The organism is Bartonella rattaustraliani AUST/NH4 (genome assembly GCF_000312565.1).
GTDB lineage: Bacteria > Pseudomonadota > Alphaproteobacteria > Rhizobiales > Rhizobiaceae > Bartonella > Bartonella rattaustraliani.
Window position 1 is genome coordinate 15,593 of record NZ_CALW02000042.1, and the last position, 16,527, is coordinate 32,119.

The following is a 16,527-nucleotide window of genomic DNA, read 5'->3' on the forward strand; positions in this document are numbered from 1 at the left end:
TTGTTTTTTTGGGAGGAGTATTGGGTATTCACCGTTTTATGGTCAACAAAGTAGGAATAGGTATCTTAATGCTTCTTTTAATTACAAGCATTTTGGGGGCTTATATATCTGTTCCTTGGGCATTTATTGATTTTATAGTTGTAGTTTGACAGTAGGTTTTGCAGTAAGTGAGAAGAGGTGGGATTAGTTAGGAATAGGTGGTAATTTGTTGTTTTTATGTATAATTTTTACCATTAAATGCGTATTTTGTCAAAATAGATTTTGATACCTAAAATTGGAAAAAAATGCGAAAAATGATAAAAATTGCAATTTTGTAGCAAAAATGAAAGAAGGCTTTGAAAGGTCTTTGAAAACCCTTTGAAAAAAATCAATTCAAAAGTTCAATTGATGCCAAAATCAACCCAAAATGCTCCAAAAACAAAAAAGATTTTCACCTATTGATGATTATCTATTTTTAGAGGCAATATATAACAGCCATTGCAAAAGCACTGAACATGGCGAGCGCTGCTAAAAAGCGCTCCTCAAGGCTTTCAGGATTAGCGACCCATATAAAAACATTGGATGAAAAAATGGGAGGGTTGCAGCCATCCGATTTGATTATCATAGCTGGGCGCCCAGGGATGGGTAAAACTGCATTTGCTACCAATATTGCCTTTCATATTGCCAATGCTCATTATCGTAGTGAGAAAATCAAAGATCCCTCGCAAGACCATGAAGGAGGGATTATTGGCTTTTTCTCATTGGAAATGTCATCAGAACAACTTGCAACCCGTATTATCTCTGAACAAACAGAGGTCTCTTCTTGTGATATTCGACGAGGCAATCTCTCAGAAGAGCAATTGAGCAAAATTATTCGTGCAACGCATCATTTACAAAAAATACCCCTTTATATCGACCAAACTGGTGGTATCTCCCTTGCCCAATTATCCGCCCGTGCAAGGCGTCTCAAACGCCAACATGGTTTGGGTGTCTTAGTCATTGATTATATCCAGTTAATGACAAGTAGCGCAAAACGTTCTTCAGAAAACCGTGTTCAAGAAATCACAGCGATTACCATGGGGCTTAAAACTTTGGCAAAAGAACTCAATATCCCCATCATTGCTCTTTCACAGCTCTCACGCCAAGTTGAAAACCGAACAGATAAACGTCCCCAGCTTGCCGATCTACGAGAATCAGGTTCCATTGAACAAGATGCCGATGTTGTGCTGTTTGTTTATCGTGGAGAATATTATCTCAAAGGTGATTTTGTTGAAGAGGATTTTGTCCATATGGCAAAAGTTCTCAATGGGCTGCAAGGCAAGTTTGTTTTAAGCCTGAATGATTGTGATGCGGTGCGAGATATCTTTAAGGATTTTGACTTTTTAGAAGTTGAGACAGTTTGGATGGCAGGTATGGCAAAAAAAGCTCCTCGAAAAGAGCTGTTAATTCACAATAGCCTTTGTGATTCTAATAGTTTTGACTTATTTAGCCGCGTCTGCTTGGCGCGTTAGAGAATGTGTTTTGCACTTAAAAATGTGGGTCAGTAAGGGCTAGGGTCTATGATTCTTTTCCTCTAAAACGAGTAGCCAAAATGTGATTATGAGGTACAGTATTTAGAATCCTATTCCCCCACTTTTATTCGGGAATCCCTCACTTCAAAAAACATATGGAGAATCAAAAACTTAATAGAAATATAAAAGCATATGGTGCCCCCAGAGAGACTCGAACTCCCGACCCCCTGATTACAAATCAGGTGCTCTACCAACTGAGCTATAAGGGCATGAACATATAGGAGGTAGCACAAACTTATCAAAAGGAAAACAGAAAATTATCAGTTTTTGTATATATTTTTAAAAACTTACGTTATAAACTGTAAAAATAATCAATTCCTTTCTCTTTTTCAGTCTCATTTATACTCCTTCCATGTTGTTTCTGATAAAAGCTTTGATAAAAATCTATCATTTTCTTATCAGGTTATGAATCTGATAGCGCTCTGGCTACAAATCTAAAGATTCTGATTGACGAGAAAGATATTTTTCTAGCCAGTGGATATTATAATTACCATCTGCAATATCCTGATTGTTAATAAGATCGCAAAAGAGAGGTAATGTGGTTTTTATCCCATCAACGACAAATTCATCTAACGCACGTCGTAAACGCATCATGCATTCTAAACGGGTTCGTCCATGAACAATGAGCTTTCCGATCATACTATCATAGTAAGGAGGGATGCGATAACCAGAATAAACACCTGAATCGATGCGAATTCCTAAACCACCAGGCGTATGAAAATGTGTAATGATTCCGGGTGATGGTGTAAAATTAATAGGATCTTCTGCATTGATACGGCATTCAATAGCATGGCCAGAGAAGCAAACATCATCTTGTGCAATTGAAAGTTTGCAGCCTGAGGCAATATGAATTTGCTCATGCACTAAATCTATACCTGTAATCGCTTCAGTTACAGGATGTTCAACTTGTAAGCGTGTATTCATCTCAATAAAATAAAATTCACCATTTTCATAAAGAAATTCAATGGTGCCCGCTCCGCGATATCCAAGTTGTACACAAGCATTGGCAACAATATTCCCAATTTTTTTTCGTTCAGTTTCATTCAGTGCAGGTGAGGTCGCTTCTTCCCATACTTTTTGATGACGTCTTTGAAGTGAACAATCGCGTTCTCCTAAATGAATAGCATTCCCTGTTCCATCACCAATAATCTGAATTTCGATATGGCGTGGTTTTTCTAAGTATTTTTCAATATAAACGGAACCATCTCCAAAAGCTGCTTTTGCTTCTGAACGTGTTGTTTTGAGGGCCATAGCAAATTCTTGTTCGGAATGGACAACTTTCATACCACGTCCTCCACCACCGGCAGAGGCTTTAATAATAACGGGATAGCCAATTTCATGAGCAGTGCGCAAAGCCTCTGATTCTTCCGTGACAGCGCCATCTGAACCAGGAACTACTGGAATTCCAAGTTTTTTTGCTGTTTTCTTTGCTTCAATTTTATCGCCCATGATTCGAATATGTGCAGCCGTTGGGCCAATGAATGTAATATTGTGGGCTTCTAAAACATCTGCAAATTTTGCATTTTCGGAAAGAAAACCATAGCCAGGATGCACGGCATCGGCTCCAGTAATCTCACACGCTGCAATAATTTGATGGATACTCAAATAAGAATCACGTGCTGGAGGTGGACCAATACAAACACTCTCATCCGCTAAGCGAACATGCATGGCATCAGCATCAGCAGTGGAGTGAACAGCAACAGTTTTTATGCCAAGCTCTTTGCAAGCTCGTAGAACACGAAGAGCAATTTCTCCCCGATTAGCAATGAGGATTTTTCGAATCATAGCTGCCCCTCGCTTTACTCAACAACAATCAGTGGTTCACCAAACTCAACAGGTTGACCATCCTTAACCAAAATAGTCGTCACCGTGCCGGAACGTGGTGATGAAATTTGATTCATTGTTTTCATTGCTTCAATGATAAGTAAAGTGTCTCCTTCAGAAACACTTTGCCCGACCTCGACAAAAGGCTGTGCGCCTGGAGAAGGTGCAAGATAGGCTGTTCCAACCATTGGAGATGTCACTGCGTTTTTTGATTTGTCTTCTTGTGTAGAAGTTTCGGTTATTGGGGCAGGGGAAGAGGTTACGGCAACAGGAGGGGCGGAGACGGGAGCATAAATTGTCTGCTCGGGAGCAGTAGATGTATTTTGACGTGAGACACAAATACGAAGTCCATTTTGTTCAAGTTCAATATTCGTTAAATTTGTATCATTCAAAATTTCAGCAAGGTCGCGGATAATTCCCGTATCAATTGTGGTATTCTCTGTCGCGTCCATTTTTTGGGTTGCCATTTTATTTCTAACTCCTTGATCAATGAAGATTTTCATTATTTCTATAATTGAACATCTCTAGACTACGGCTGCCTTTATTTTGAAGGCTCTAAAATCTGTTTACTTTTTTAGAAACCTATTTTGCAATTTAAAATCGTTATCTGTTACGCGAGATCGCATTTATAAGCTTGTTGTCAAAAAAGAGAAAGCACAAAATGACTCCGTTTACAGTGCTCTTTATAAAATTGGCAAAATAAAAAGATTTATTCCATATTTTCCAATGCTTCTTCTAGAATATCTTGCTTTGCTGCTCCAACGAACACTTTATCTTTGATAATGTAAGCGGGAGTACCGGTAATATTGAGTTGAGAGGCAATTTGAATATTCCTTTCAAAGGAGTTTTGAAGATTAGGATCTTTTATCATATCGCGCAATTTTTTTTCATCTGCTCCCAGTGAAACCGCTATTTTGATGGCTTTAGCTTCATTTGCACGTCCTTCACTGGTTAAAAGCGTTTCATGAAACTGCGGATATTTTTTTGGAAATTGTTTCCGAAAAGCATAAGCAACAGTATGGGCAGCTATAGAATCATGTCCTAAAATGGGTAAATCTTTTATAATGACCCGTAGGTCTGGGTATTTTTTAATTAAGTTTTCTATGTATGGATAGGATGTTTTACAATATCCACAATTGTAATCGAAAAAATCAACAAGCACCTTTTTACCATTGGGATTCCCTAAAACAGCGTCATACGGAGAGTGGAAGATCTCTTTTTTAAATAAATTGAGGATAAGAGCTTGCTCTTGAGATTTTTTTTCATTTTGCTTTTCTATTTTTTCTTGAAGAGCAAGCTGCATTTCAATCAGAATTTCTGGGTGAGACAGCAGATACTCTCTTATAATCTTTTGGATAGCATGATGATCAATGCGTGGTGTGATCTTTTCTTCAAGCTTTGATAAAAAAGTAGGATCTTCTAGAAGTTGTGTTGCGACGGGTGTTTTATCGCTTGATTTTGCGTGTGATAAATCTGTGAGTAATAAAAAAGAGGATACAAAAATGAGAATGCTCACTATAAATTTTGCTGAAAAATCTGTTATGAGCATTGTTTTGGAGTGCTGAGACTGATGGGTCATTAATACGTCTTCATATTTCTATTGTAATATTGGAAAATGATATGAGAACTATTGCTTATACGCAATAAAATATTCAACTTTAGCTTATAGGTTGCAGAGCCCCCCCTATTTTTTCTTTAAAGAAAACTTCATATAACGCATTTTTACGATGATTATCATTTTTTATAGCTGAATTTTTTGTCAAATATTGTTTTCATGTATAGTGGAATGAGAAGCTTTTTGATTCCTATTTTATTGTGGAAAAAATACGTTGATAATCCAATTAAGAGTGTTTGTATTGATTTTCTACGGTTTCTGTATTGAGCACTGTGGAACAGATTAAATTGAATGATGACAAGTAAAATGATGAAAACCACAACACATTATGATCTGTTTATTATTGGTGGAGGGATAAACGGATGTGGGTTGGCGAGAGATGCAGCTGGGCGCGGATTTAAAGTGGGGTTGGCTGAAATGAATGATCTTGCCTCAGGGACATCAAGTGTCTCGACGAAGCTTATTCATGGTGGTCTTCGTTACCTTGAACATTATGAGTTCAAATTGGTTCGTGAAGCGTTAAAAGAACGTGAGGTTATTTGGCGTATGGCTCCCCATCTTGTACGTCCTTTGCGTTTTCTCCTCCCTTATCATAAGAAATTGCGTCCTGCTTGGATGTTGCGCGTGGGGCTTTTTATTTATGATCATCTTGGAAGCTGGAATCAAAAACTGTGGCGCAGTAAAACGGTTTATTTTTCAAAGCAGTTTGCCTCTATACTTAAGGAAGAGTATAAGATAGGTTTTGAATATTCTGATGCGAGAGTTGATGATGCGCGTTTGGTCATTGCGAATGCTCGTGATGCAGATATGCGGGGCGCTGATATAAAAGTACGGACAGAAGTTCTTTCTTTAAAAAGGGAAGATAAGAAATGGCGTCTCATTCTTCGAGACAAATTAAGTGGCAAAGAATATTGCGTAACGGCTGCTTATATAGCAAATATGACAGGTCCTTGGATTAATCACATTCTAGCAGACATATTGGACTGTAAAAAGCATTCGCCAGTACGACTTGTTAGGGGATCTCATATTTTGGTTCCCAAGCTTTATTTCCATGATCGCGCTTATATTTTTCAAAATGGTGATGGGCGTATTATATTTTCCATTCCATATCAGGAAGAGTTTACATTGCTTGGAACAACCGATTGTGATTATCAAGGGGATCCTGCCGATGTCCATATTACGGATACAGAGATTGATTATCTTTGTACAGCAGCAAGTGCGTATTTTATACAACCCATATTGCGTGAGTCCATTGTTTGGACTTATTCTGGTGTTCGGCCTCTTTATGATGATGGAACTTCAAAAGCACAAGAAATTACGCGTGATTATGTTCTCAAAGAAATGGGGACAGAAAGTGTGCCGCGGATTCTTAATCTTTATGGTGGTAAGATCACAACCTATCGCAAATTAGCAGAAGATGCCATGAAATTTGTTGAAAAGGCTCTTGGGACAAAAGGAGCGCCATGGACAAAAAAATCAACACTTCCTGGAGGTGATTTTCCATATAATAGGTTTAATATTATTGAAAGTAAGATTGCTCTTTTGCTTCCAGATCTCAATGCTTTTACACACCGCAGACTTGCACGGTCTTATGGTTCTGAGGCATTGATGATATTTCAAAATGGTACGGCAGATAAAGGAAAAGATTTTGGTCATGGACTCACTGAAATAGAAGTCAAATGGTTAATAGAAAAGGAATGGGCGAAAACATGTGAAGATGTGTTGTGGCGCCGTTCAAAACTTGGGCTTTTGTTTAATGAGAAAGAGGTTGATACTCTTTCTGCTTATATGCAAAGCCAAAAAAAATGCGAACAAAATTTATGATACCCTCAGTTTTACTAGGATGTTTAGTGTCTGTTTATGTCAAAAATTGAAAAACATTTTTTGAAAAAAATGCGTTATAATGATGTGCTATAATGAAATGGGTTACGGAGTATTCTCATTTGTTGTTTATCAGACTGGCAATATTTAGATCCTTTCTGGATAGGTGCATCTGTGGCTTTTAAAGGTAGCATATGAGTGGTAAAAAAGACCATTCAAACAGATTTTTTACATTTCATATCTTCTAGAATCATATAGTCAGAATATTTGGTTGTTGTTGCGTTATAGCAGTCTCTTTTGTCTTTTCTTGGTATTTGTATTGGTTTTAATAGCATTTTAGGTCAATGGAAAAGACAAGAGGAGAAAAACCATTTGTATAATAAAATGGGCAGAAAGTAAGCTTTTTGTGAAGTAGAAAAAGCAAAAATTTGTATGTATGAATGAGAAATGTTTTAATGGGGATATAAGAGTAATACTCTATGATATTTTATAATCCTCCATCGCCAATAAAATTTGCGGTTGCACCAATGTTAGATTGGACAGACCGGCATTGTCGATTTTTTTATCGTCTTTTAACAAAAAAGGCACTTCTTTATACTGAAATGATTGTTGCTGATGCTGTCATTCATGGTGTTCGTAAACAATTACTATCTTTTAACCACGAAGAACATCCCATTGCGTTACAATTAGGGGGAGCTGATCCGAAAAAATTAGCAGAGGCAGCGCGAATCGCTGAAGATTTTGGTTATGATGAAATTAATCTTAATGTTGGTTGTCCATCAAATCGTGTTCAAGCGGGTGTTTTTGGTGCTTGTCTCATGCTCCATCCCGGCATTGTAGCAACTGCTGTGGAAGCAATGAAACAAGTGGTTGCTATCCCTGTGACCGTTAAATGTCGCGTTGGTGTGGATGAGCAAGATGAAGAATTAGCTTTAGATTCTTTTGTTCATCAAATTTGGAATGCTGGGTGTGATGCACTCTGGATACATGCACGCAAAGCATGGTTACAAGGATTAAGCCCAAAAGAAAATCGTGATATTCCTCCACTAAATTATGAAAGAGTTTATAAATTAAAGCGTAAATATCCTCATAAATTCATTGGGATAAATGGTGGAATTAAATCAATTAATGAAATTAAAGAGCATTTGACCTGGTGTGATGCTGCCATGGTTGGTCGACAAGTTTATCATGATCCAGCTTTGTTAAAATATGTTGATTTTGAAATATACGATGAGCAACAAAATGATCTTAGTGATCATGATCTTATTGAAGCTATGTGCGATTATATTATGCGACATACCGCATCAGGAGGGCGTCTTTCTCATGTGACACGTCATATGATTGGTTTGTTTCACAGTCGGAATGGGGCGCGTCAGTGGCGGCAAATATTATCCAATGAAGCAACAAAAAAAGATGCAGATGCCTATGTTTTAAAAAAAGCGTTTTCTACTCTCTCTTAAAAATAGTTTTACAAGATAACATGTGTTATAGTTTTCACTTCCTCAAGTTTTACGTCTTTCGAAATTTGAAATAATCTCAAGGCGTGAATTTTTCTAAAATTATTTTCATCTATCATGAAAAGCATATTCGCTACACGTATGAGGATAATATGTTGATGAAGACGACAAAATTCTCATTTAATATATAAAGTTTTATGAGACAATAGTTTAAAGAGTTAATTTAAAAATAGAATATAATAGTTTGATAAAAGTTGTAAATTTAATATAGTACTTCTCATTGTTATTCTAAATAATATTTAATGCTTTTAGAATATAGCTAAACAAACAATGAATCGTTCATATCCTATGAATATAGTGCAATTTTACGATACAGTGCAGATTTGAAAAGGTGTTTTCATGACCGTTAGTCCATTTGATGATTTTCGTGCTTTACTCACCAATTTACCTGTTGCCGATGCGTTTTCTATAACTTTAGCAAAAAAGCGGCAAGCAGAATTAACGAAAACTCAAGGAACCTTAGGAAAATTAGGAGATATCGCAGTTTGGTACGCAGGATGGAGAGGAGAAGAAAAGCCTCTTGTAACGCGTCCTTTGGTGGCTATTTTTTCTGGTAATCATGGTATCACCGATGAAGATGTTACGCCATTTCCACAGTCAATGACGCAAAAAATGGTACAAAATTTTGCTGCTGGTGGTGCTGCTATCAATCAAATTTGCATAGCTTATGATCTTGGATTAAAAATTTTTGACTTAGCGCTGAAATATCCAACAATCAATATTACCAAGGATGCAGCAATGGATGAGCGTAGCGCAGCCGCTACTATGGCATTTGGAATGGAATCCATTGCTGGTGGAATAGATCTCTTGTGTATCGGTGAAATGGGAATTGGAAATACAACCATAGCTTCAGCTTTATGTTTAGCATTATTTGGTGGAGAAGTTGAAGAATGGACAGAAAACGGTATGGAATCTGAAGGAGATTTTTATCAACGTAAAATAGCTGTACTCAAAAAAGCAGTTTCTTTACATAAAGATCATTTTCATGATCCTTTCGAAATTATGCGTCGCTTAGGAGGACGTGAAATTGCTGCTATGGTCGGTGCTATATTAGCCGCAAGAATGGAAAAAATACCCGTTATTTTGGATGGTTTTGTCGCAACAGCCGCAGCAGCAGTGCTTTATAAAATGCATCCAAGAGCACTTGATCATATTCTTGTTGGACATGTTTCTTCTGAATCAGTGCATCGTAAACTGCTGGCAAAAATTGATAAAGAACCGCTTTTAGATTTGGGGATGTGTTTTGGTGAGGGAACAGGTGCAGCCATGGCGGCTGGTATTGTCAAGGCTGCTGTTTTAACACACGCAAAAATGGTGACTTTAGAACAATTAGATCTGACTGCCTAAAGATGCTAGAAGATTAAAAATAAAAAAAACTTTAAGATTCTTGTTCGCTCATTTTTTCGCGCAATTTTATGTAATTGAGTGGAAGTTCCGTTGTATATTTAATCTGTTCCATTGCGAAAGAGGACGAAACATCACGGATATCAATTTTAGCGATTAATTTTTTGTAAAAAAGATCATAAGCTTCGATATTAGGAACAACAACACGTAATAAATAATCGATATCTCCGCTCATTCGATAAAATTCAATGACTTCACGAAATTCCTGCACAATTTTTGAAAAACGCTTAAACCATTCATGGCTGTGTGTGTTGGTGCGAATAGAAACAAAAACCGTAACATGTGCGTTTACTTTTTCTGGAGAAAGAACAGCAACACGGCGTTGAATAACACCATCTTCTTCAAGTTTTTGAATTCTGCGCCAGCAAGGTGTTGTTGAAAGCCCAACTTTTTTAGCAATATCAGCAACAGAGAGTGTTGCATTTTCTTGCAAAAGATGCAGGATTTTTCGGTCAAGTCTGTCCATATTTTTTCAACATTCCTTATAAAAATTGACGCACTAAACGACGAAGATAGACAATAAGTTCATCGTTAAACCATGGATTTTTTTGTAACCAAGCAGTATTTCTCCATGAGGGATGAGGCAACGGCATAACATTATATCCTCGAGGTTGACATACGGAAAGAATGTTTCTCCAATCACTAACGGTTTCTGAAACTGTTTTATGTTTTAATTCTGTAATATGCCACTTTTGTGCATAACTTCCAATAGCAAGAACAAGCTTTATTTGTGGCATAGCTTGAAATATTTTTTCATGCCATATTTCACGACATTCACGTCTTGGCGGTAAATCAGATTTATTTTTATCATAACCTGGAAAACAAAACCCCATAGGAACAATAGCAAAAAGAGATTTATTATAAAATTCATTCTTTGTGACATCAAGCCAATCACGCAATCTTTCACCAGAACGATCATTAAAAGGAATGGAACTTTCATGTACACGCAAGCCTGGTGCTTGCCCTGCGATTGCAATCAAAGCTGTGTGAGATAAATAAACAACAGGGTTTGGTTCATGGGGAAGGGGAGGGGGATAGTGTGGTTGTTGGATACAAATACGGCAGGAATAAATTTTCCTTTCAAGTTTTATAATTTGACTGCAATGCGGTTGTTTCATCAAAAAAATAGGTGATTAAAGAAATATATTATTGAAATAAGATATTTTTCTTATTCTGTTCTAGGGTGTGCTTTTCGCCATTTTCTCGGTTTTTGAAAATTTGACTGCCATATCCCTTTTTTTTGCTTTCTCGCTTCTTTTTCTTCTTCAGGATAATTATAATAACTTACTGCCCAACCATTACGGACAAGTGTTGCATTAATATTGCTTACTTTTTTTGTTCTACATGTTGCAAGAATACGGTGATATTTATCTCTTTTGTGCCAACGACATGTAACAGGCTGATTTCCTATGAGCTGTTCTAAATATTTTTTTGCTTCAAGTCCACACGGATATTGTGCTTTCTTTGTACCACAAGATTGTTGAAGTTCCGGAGCGTCAATTCCTACAAGTCGAATCTTGACAGAAGAAATCATAATGGAATCGCCATCAATAATAAGTGCCTGACCTTTAATGGATCTTTTAGAAATAAAATCTGCCTCATGAGAAGGGACTTGAGTTCGTTTAAGATAAATGATGACAGCGACAAAAAGAGCAGCAGTGGCAAAAATGCTAAAACTGATAGTCTTTGGATTAAAATGAGATTTCTTTTTCATAAAATAAAAAAATGATAACCAATCAATTATTTGTTTTAAAGAATTATTTATTTTTTACAAAAAAGCTTTCTTCTTCTCAATCAAAGAACATTTCCTTAATTTTATGAGGGAAACCTTCTATTCTTATCTTTCAGAAGCAAGCATTCTGTTCTACAAAAGTAATTTCGCACAATATCACAATTAATAATTTAGGATGATGAGGAATAAAAGCAATCGAAAAAGCAAGTCCTCTAAAACATACAAAATATATGGATGAAAGATGCATAATCTTCTTCTAAAAGAAAACGCGCTCCAGAATATAATTTTGGAGAGTAAAAATCATACTTTTGGTTTGCAGAAGCTGTCAATGAAATGGCAAACTCATTTATTTGATTTTTGTTTCTTTAAATTCGACATGTTTTCTTACAACTGGATCATATTTACGTTTGCTCATTTTGTCTGTCATTGTACGGCTATTTTTCTTTGTAACATAGAAAAAACCAGTATCTGCTGTCGATAAAAGCTTAATTTTAATGGTCGCTGCCTTAGCCATAATTTAGGAATCCTATTTATATTGAAACAATATCATCTTGTGATCAAAATTCACTTTTAGTGTAATCAGATTTTCGAGGCAACACTACGGATGTTCTAAAAAAAGTCAAGAGCTGATTAATTTTCTCATGAGTTGAACAAAGAGCAAAAGAATATATAGCAAAAAAACAAGCTATTGCTATCGAAAAAACAAATGGTTTAAAGATATCCATGGTTTGTCCGATAATGGTCGGACCAGCAAGCATTCCAATTTCATAGCAAAAGATAGTAGCAAGTTCATGTCCTTTGAGGCGGTTCCCTAGGTGAGCAAGTCTGATTGTATAAAGGCCGGCAGATACATCCCCAAGCAGAAAAAGATCAAACATGATGATCCATGGATACTGAGTGATCCATGGTATTATAAAAGTTCCAAGAAAGCCCAAGATGGCACATCTCTCCAATCCATTGCAGGTCTGTTAATAGCTTTATGGGGTTGTTTACCTAAAAGAGCGTGTGCTTTGGCTGTGACTTGTAAATCAACATCTATTCCCAATGCAGCAGCATGTTTGAAACAAGGATTAAGACGGTTTAGCGCTTTCTCTGCTGTTCCTGCTTTTGTATGTCTGGATGGCAAGCGTATTGCGTATATCTGTTTGGGTAATCTCTGAAACGGGTAGACAGCCTAATTTGGGAAGAATGTAAAGATGCAAAGGTAAAAACCAATGTTCATCTTTAACATCTCCTTTTAATTCGGCTTTACGGCTTTCAAAAGCATCCACAGCAATGTCTTTAATAATGAAGATTGCGCATTGCCTCACACTTTTATTTCTCACGTTTTTTAATGGGGGCACGACCTTCACGAAAAACAGAACGCCACCGTGTTGCAGTTTCACGGGCTTGTTTTAAAGAAACATCTCTCAAGGCACCATCATTATATTTACCAGCACCCAATGTTGCGACAGCCCTTGCATTAAGGCGATTCATGAGAGGCATTTTTCCTCCTTTTCTTATTAATTTTTATCCACATGCCAATCCCGCTTATGGTGTAAAACCAAGTGAATAAAATTGATTCAATATGAAGTGATTTGAGATGAAAGAGTCTTACAATACTCGGGAGTGTAATTCAAAGTGAGAAACGATAAAAACTCTTATGAATCAATGTGTTGATATAAAGTGTGCTGTCTCATTTCCGTTGTATCCAATGGAGAGATTAAAAGGCGTTATAAGAGTCAATGCCCCATTTGGATAGCACCATAAACAAGTACTGCCATCATGGAGCTTGGGACTTGGAAAAGGTAGGAAATAAACGGTGTATATTGATCTTCTTTAAATTCTGGGCTTAGTTTTCAAGCAGCAAGAATTGGTATAGCAGCAAGCACAATAAGAACACAGCTTGTGGCAAAAGGCAAAAAACCTTGTGTTTCTACTTTCGTTAATAGCATTGGACCTATCGCGAATGCTAATCCTAATGTAATAGCATAAATGGAAAGTACCAAACTACGTTTTTTATGGGGTGCATACTGTTAATCCAAAACTCCGATAGGATAAATGTCACACATCATAGTGAAATGTAAGATAAATCTTAAAACAAACCAAATCCATATTGCTTCGAAAAAATAAAATCCTAAAAAGCTCAAATATCCTATAGCCATCATAAACAATAGTGTTTTAGCAATCTCTAAATGTAAGGCGATTCGAGCAGTAAAAATGGCAGCGATCATTGTCGCAATTCCCCCAACTGTTCCACTATAGCCGATCATACTATTTGAAATACCTTTTTCGGCCATCAGAAGTGAGACAAGCTGTGTTTCCATTCCCTATGCTATTCTAACGGTATCAATCGTTGTAATAACTGCAATGATTGCGCGAAAAGAATTATTTTGAGAGTTTAAAGACTTTTTTATCATGAGAATGGCTTACTATCATCTATTTAAACTGATGAAAAGTTGATTTGAAATAAAAAAACGAACCTGCTTCTTACAGATTTTCTCATTTATTTCATATAGGAAGTTTTTAGATTTTTTATATGATTATTATTGCTAAAATAACAAAACATGTGACGTATTTATATAATAGAGAAAAATGATATTGTATACATAAAATAACAAAACGACTGTACATGATAAGTTTTTTTAATTTAAAATTATTTTTATCTTGTGTTTTTATTATGCATCTTTATCCTAAATATAATTAAAGACAATTCTATCGTTTTTTTATAAAACTTTTTAATGACTTCAAATAAAAAGCAATGCAATAAAGCTATTAAAAATGGTTTTAATTTTCGTTTCTATTATTTCCTACCATAAGAAAGATGTTTTCGTTTCTTATCCATAAATTTGCTTTTATGGTAGGATGTCGGTGAAGAACTTATCGGGCGAGGTTTAGTCAAGAGCTCAAAGCACACGGCTCCAGCAAGAGGCTGTACTGTTATAAGCTTTGCCTCTACTTTATCACTCAGCTGATAGCCTTTATGGCTACGTTTTCCTATAAGAACATGTTGTAGTTCGTCAAAGTGATAATAATCATTTTTAAGTGTAGAAATATGGACAAAACCATCTGTATTGAGTTTGTCAAGTGAGATGAAAAGCCCGGCTTTTGTGACTCCAGAAATACGACCAGTGAAAATACGACCGATTTTGTTGCTCAAATAATGTGCAACAAGCCGATCAATCGTCTCTCTTTCAGCCATCATTGCACGACGTTCATAGAGAGAAATCTGTGTAGCAATTTCTGCAAGATTTTGTTCTTGTATTTCTGTTAATGGATCACTTCCCAATTTTAAGGCTTTAATAAGAGCACGATGAATAATAAGATCAGCATAACGACGAATTGGTGATGTAAAATGTGTATAATTTTGTAAATTCAACCCAAAATGTCCAATATTTTGGGGATGATATTCTGCTTGAGACTGTGAACGCAGAATAACTTGATTGACCAATTCTTGCTGTTCAGTGTTCATGACTTTTGCTAAAATATTGTTGAGACGTGCTGATGTGAATTCTGCACCGCGAGAGAGCGATATTCCCAAACTTTGGAGAAAACTTCGCAATACTTCTTGTTTTGCAAGAGAGGGTTTATCATGAATACGATAGATGAGGGGGTGATGATACTCTTTTAATGTTTCAGCAGCAGCAATATTTGCTTGTATCATGAACTCTTCAATCAAACGATGTGCTTCTAAATGTTGTTCACTGACAACATCTTTAATGCTTCCACTTTGATCAAGAATAATCTTTTTTTCCGCTATTTCTAATTCCAGTGGCTGTCGACGATCCCGCGCGTTTTTAAGGCACTGATAAGCTTCCCATAATGGCTGTAATGTGCTCTCAAAAAGGGGAGAGATTTTCTCATTTATCTTTCTTTCAATTGCTGATTGTACTTCTTGGTAAGAAAGCTTGGCTATCACACGAATTATAACACGATGAAAACTGTGTTTTTGTTTGTTCCCATTTGCATCAAAAACCATACGAACAGCTAAAGCTGGTCTTTCTTTTCCTTCACGCAGAGAACATAAATCATTAGAAATCCGTTCGGGCAACATTGGCACAACGCGATTAGGAAAATAAACAGAGTTTCCTCGTTTTAATGCTTCTTTATCTAAAGGGCTTCCCGTTTTTACATAGTAAGAAACATCTGCAATTGCGACCGTTACAATCCAACCACCACTATTTTCAGGGGACTTATCCTTTGTTGCATAAACGGCATCATCATGGTCTTTTGCATCTGGTGGATCAATTGTAACAAGCGGTAATTGCCGCCAATCTTCACGATTATCTGCGTTGGCAGGTTTTATATTTTTTACTTGTTCAAGAACATCTTCAGGAAAAATATAAGGAATGCCTTTTGAGAGAAGAGCAATCACTGACAATGTTTTTTCATTATCAATATGTCCTAAAATATTTTTGATTTGTGCAGTTTTCAGCCCATAGCCAGTGTTTTTTTTAATTTCAACTTCGACAAAATCACCAGATTTTATCTCTATTTTTGAAGATGTCTCAGAGAGTTCAAGAATTAATTCGTTCGTTTTTCGGTCTATGGGTTCAAGCCGCCATTGATTTGTTGTTAATTTTCGTACAATACCAAATGCACTTTTGGGAGATGCATCAACTTTACGAATAACACGCCCTGTATAAGAGTCGCTTTGAGACGCTTTATTTCTAAAAACTTTTATAAGAACATGATCTCTAACGCCAACGCTCTCTCCTTTTATGCGGTGAAAAGAGCGTATTTCAATATTTGGTTTTGAATCATCATCCCACTTCAAAGGTTGTGCAATTAAACTGCCATCTTTGTTGCGTCCAATAATTTTTACCAAAGCAACGGGTGGTAGTTTTCCTTTATTTTTTGTCTTTTTACGCTGTTTTGATATGAGATCTTCATTTTTTAATTCGCGTAATATATCTCTTAACCAAATACGAGAATCGCCCTTTAAATTAAAAGTTTTGGCAATTTCACGTTTACTTGATCGGTCAGGATTTTCATGAATAAAGGAAAGAATTGCATCCCTATCGGGCAATCGTTCCCTATTGAACGATTGGAAATGTTCTGTTTTTTTTTCGCCTTTAGCCAAAA

At 36.4% G+C, this 16,527-nt stretch carries 15 protein-coding genes, 1 tRNA gene and 2 pseudogenes; 5 read left to right on the plus strand and 13 right to left on the minus strand.

What is annotated here, in order from left to right:
- The first annotated feature begins 38 nt into the window (after nucleotides 1-38).
- Nucleotides 39-149 (plus strand): hypothetical protein, encoded by a 111-nt coding sequence (locus tag BN67_RS14845; RefSeq protein WP_244427039.1) that lies wholly within the window; start codon nucleotides 39-41, stop codon nucleotides 147-149.
- Nucleotides 150-470: 321 nt separating this feature from the next.
- Nucleotides 471-1,256: pseudogene (locus BN67_RS11710) on the plus strand (DnaB-like helicase C-terminal domain-containing protein); the annotation flags it as partial.
- 427 nt (nucleotides 1,257-1,683) lie between these two features.
- Here the strand turns inward: BN67_RS11710 and BN67_RS06135 are convergent.
- The 4 genes from BN67_RS06135 to BN67_RS06150 form a co-directional block, all read right to left on the minus strand.
- Nucleotides 1,684-1,759 (minus strand) — tRNA-Thr (locus BN67_RS06135).
- A gap of 217 nt (nucleotides 1,760-1,976) precedes the next feature.
- The gene (gene accC / locus BN67_RS06140; protein WP_019223267.1) at nucleotides 1,977-3,335 is read right to left on the minus strand and encodes an acetyl-CoA carboxylase biotin carboxylase subunit; all 1,359 of its coding nucleotides are present in this window, start codon (nucleotides 3,333-3,335) and stop codon (nucleotides 1,977-1,979) included.
- Between the two features lie 14 nt (nucleotides 3,336-3,349).
- A complete protein-coding gene (accB, locus tag BN67_RS06145) occupies nucleotides 3,350-3,841 on the minus strand; it encodes an acetyl-CoA carboxylase biotin carboxyl carrier protein (RefSeq protein WP_019223268.1) in 492 nt (163 codons plus the stop codon).
- Nucleotides 3,842-4,083: 242 nt separating this feature from the next.
- On the minus strand, nucleotides 4,084-4,953 hold the full coding sequence (locus BN67_RS06150; RefSeq protein WP_019223269.1) for a DsbA family protein: 870 nt from the start codon (nucleotides 4,951-4,953) through the stop codon (nucleotides 4,084-4,086).
- 327 nt (nucleotides 4,954-5,280) lie between these two features.
- Between BN67_RS06150 and glpD the strand changes: the two genes are divergently transcribed.
- The 3 genes from glpD (at nucleotide 5,281) to cobT (ending at nucleotide 9,674) form a co-directional block, all read left to right on the plus strand.
- Nucleotides 5,281-6,813, plus strand: a complete 1,533-nt coding sequence (glpD, locus tag BN67_RS06155; protein ID WP_026088196.1) for a glycerol-3-phosphate dehydrogenase — start codon at nucleotides 5,281-5,283, stop codon at nucleotides 6,811-6,813.
- A gap of 476 nt (nucleotides 6,814-7,289) precedes the next feature.
- Nucleotides 7,290-8,270, plus strand: coding sequence for a tRNA dihydrouridine(20/20a) synthase DusA (dusA, locus tag BN67_RS06160; RefSeq protein ID WP_019223271.1), 981 nt, complete (start codon nucleotides 7,290-7,292; stop codon nucleotides 8,268-8,270).
- A gap of 396 nt (nucleotides 8,271-8,666) precedes the next feature.
- Entirely contained in the window at nucleotides 8,667-9,674 is a 1,008-nt protein-coding gene (gene cobT / locus BN67_RS06165; RefSeq protein WP_019223272.1) for a nicotinate-nucleotide--dimethylbenzimidazole phosphoribosyltransferase, read from the plus strand.
- Nucleotides 9,675-9,705: 31 nt separating this feature from the next.
- Here cobT and BN67_RS06170 read toward each other — a convergent pair whose 3' ends face one another.
- The 9 genes and pseudogenes from BN67_RS06170 to rnr all read right to left on the minus strand — a co-directional run bounded on the left by BN67_RS06170 (nucleotide 9,706) and on the right by rnr (nucleotide 16,525).
- The gene (locus tag BN67_RS06170; RefSeq protein WP_019223273.1) at nucleotides 9,706-10,197 is read right to left on the minus strand and encodes an Lrp/AsnC family transcriptional regulator; all 492 of its coding nucleotides are present in this window, start codon (nucleotides 10,195-10,197) and stop codon (nucleotides 9,706-9,708) included.
- Between the two features lie 16 nt (nucleotides 10,198-10,213).
- Nucleotides 10,214-10,849: a uracil-DNA glycosylase family protein gene (locus BN67_RS06175; RefSeq protein ID WP_019223274.1), complete on the minus strand. Its 636-nt coding sequence runs from the start codon at nucleotides 10,847-10,849 to the stop codon at nucleotides 10,214-10,216.
- 50 nt (nucleotides 10,850-10,899) lie between these two features.
- Nucleotides 10,900-11,445 carry a thermonuclease family protein gene (locus tag BN67_RS06180; RefSeq protein ID WP_019223275.1) on the minus strand — a complete coding sequence of 182 codons (546 nt, stop codon included), beginning with the start codon at nucleotides 11,443-11,445 and terminating at the stop codon, nucleotides 10,900-10,902.
- Nucleotides 11,446-11,809: 364 nt separating this feature from the next.
- Nucleotides 11,810-11,977, minus strand: a complete 168-nt coding sequence (gene rpmG / locus BN67_RS06190; protein ID WP_019223277.1) for a 50S ribosomal protein L33 — start codon at nucleotides 11,975-11,977, stop codon at nucleotides 11,810-11,812.
- A gap of 43 nt (nucleotides 11,978-12,020) precedes the next feature.
- Nucleotides 12,021-12,341, minus strand: coding sequence for a hypothetical protein (locus BN67_RS12735; RefSeq protein WP_083871977.1), 321 nt, complete (start codon nucleotides 12,339-12,341; stop codon nucleotides 12,021-12,023).
- A 53-nt stretch (nucleotides 12,342-12,394) separates the two neighbouring features.
- Nucleotides 12,395-12,948 (minus strand): annotated as a pseudogene (locus BN67_RS12740) (phage integrase central domain-containing protein); the annotation flags it as partial.
- Nucleotides 12,949-13,301: 353 nt separating this feature from the next.
- Nucleotides 13,302-13,451 carry a hypothetical protein gene (locus tag BN67_RS14850; protein WP_244427037.1) on the minus strand — a complete coding sequence of 50 codons (150 nt, stop codon included), beginning with the start codon at nucleotides 13,449-13,451 and terminating at the stop codon, nucleotides 13,302-13,304.
- Nucleotides 13,452-13,478: 27 nt separating this feature from the next.
- The gene (locus BN67_RS14855; protein ID WP_244427038.1) at nucleotides 13,479-13,715 is read right to left on the minus strand and encodes a hypothetical protein; all 237 of its coding nucleotides are present in this window, start codon (nucleotides 13,713-13,715) and stop codon (nucleotides 13,479-13,481) included.
- Nucleotides 13,716-14,245: 530 nt separating this feature from the next.
- Nucleotides 14,246-16,525, minus strand: a complete 2,280-nt coding sequence (rnr, locus tag BN67_RS06225) for a ribonuclease R (RefSeq protein WP_019223278.1) — start codon at nucleotides 16,523-16,525, stop codon at nucleotides 14,246-14,248.
- Between the last annotated feature and the right edge of the window lie 2 nt (nucleotides 16,526-16,527).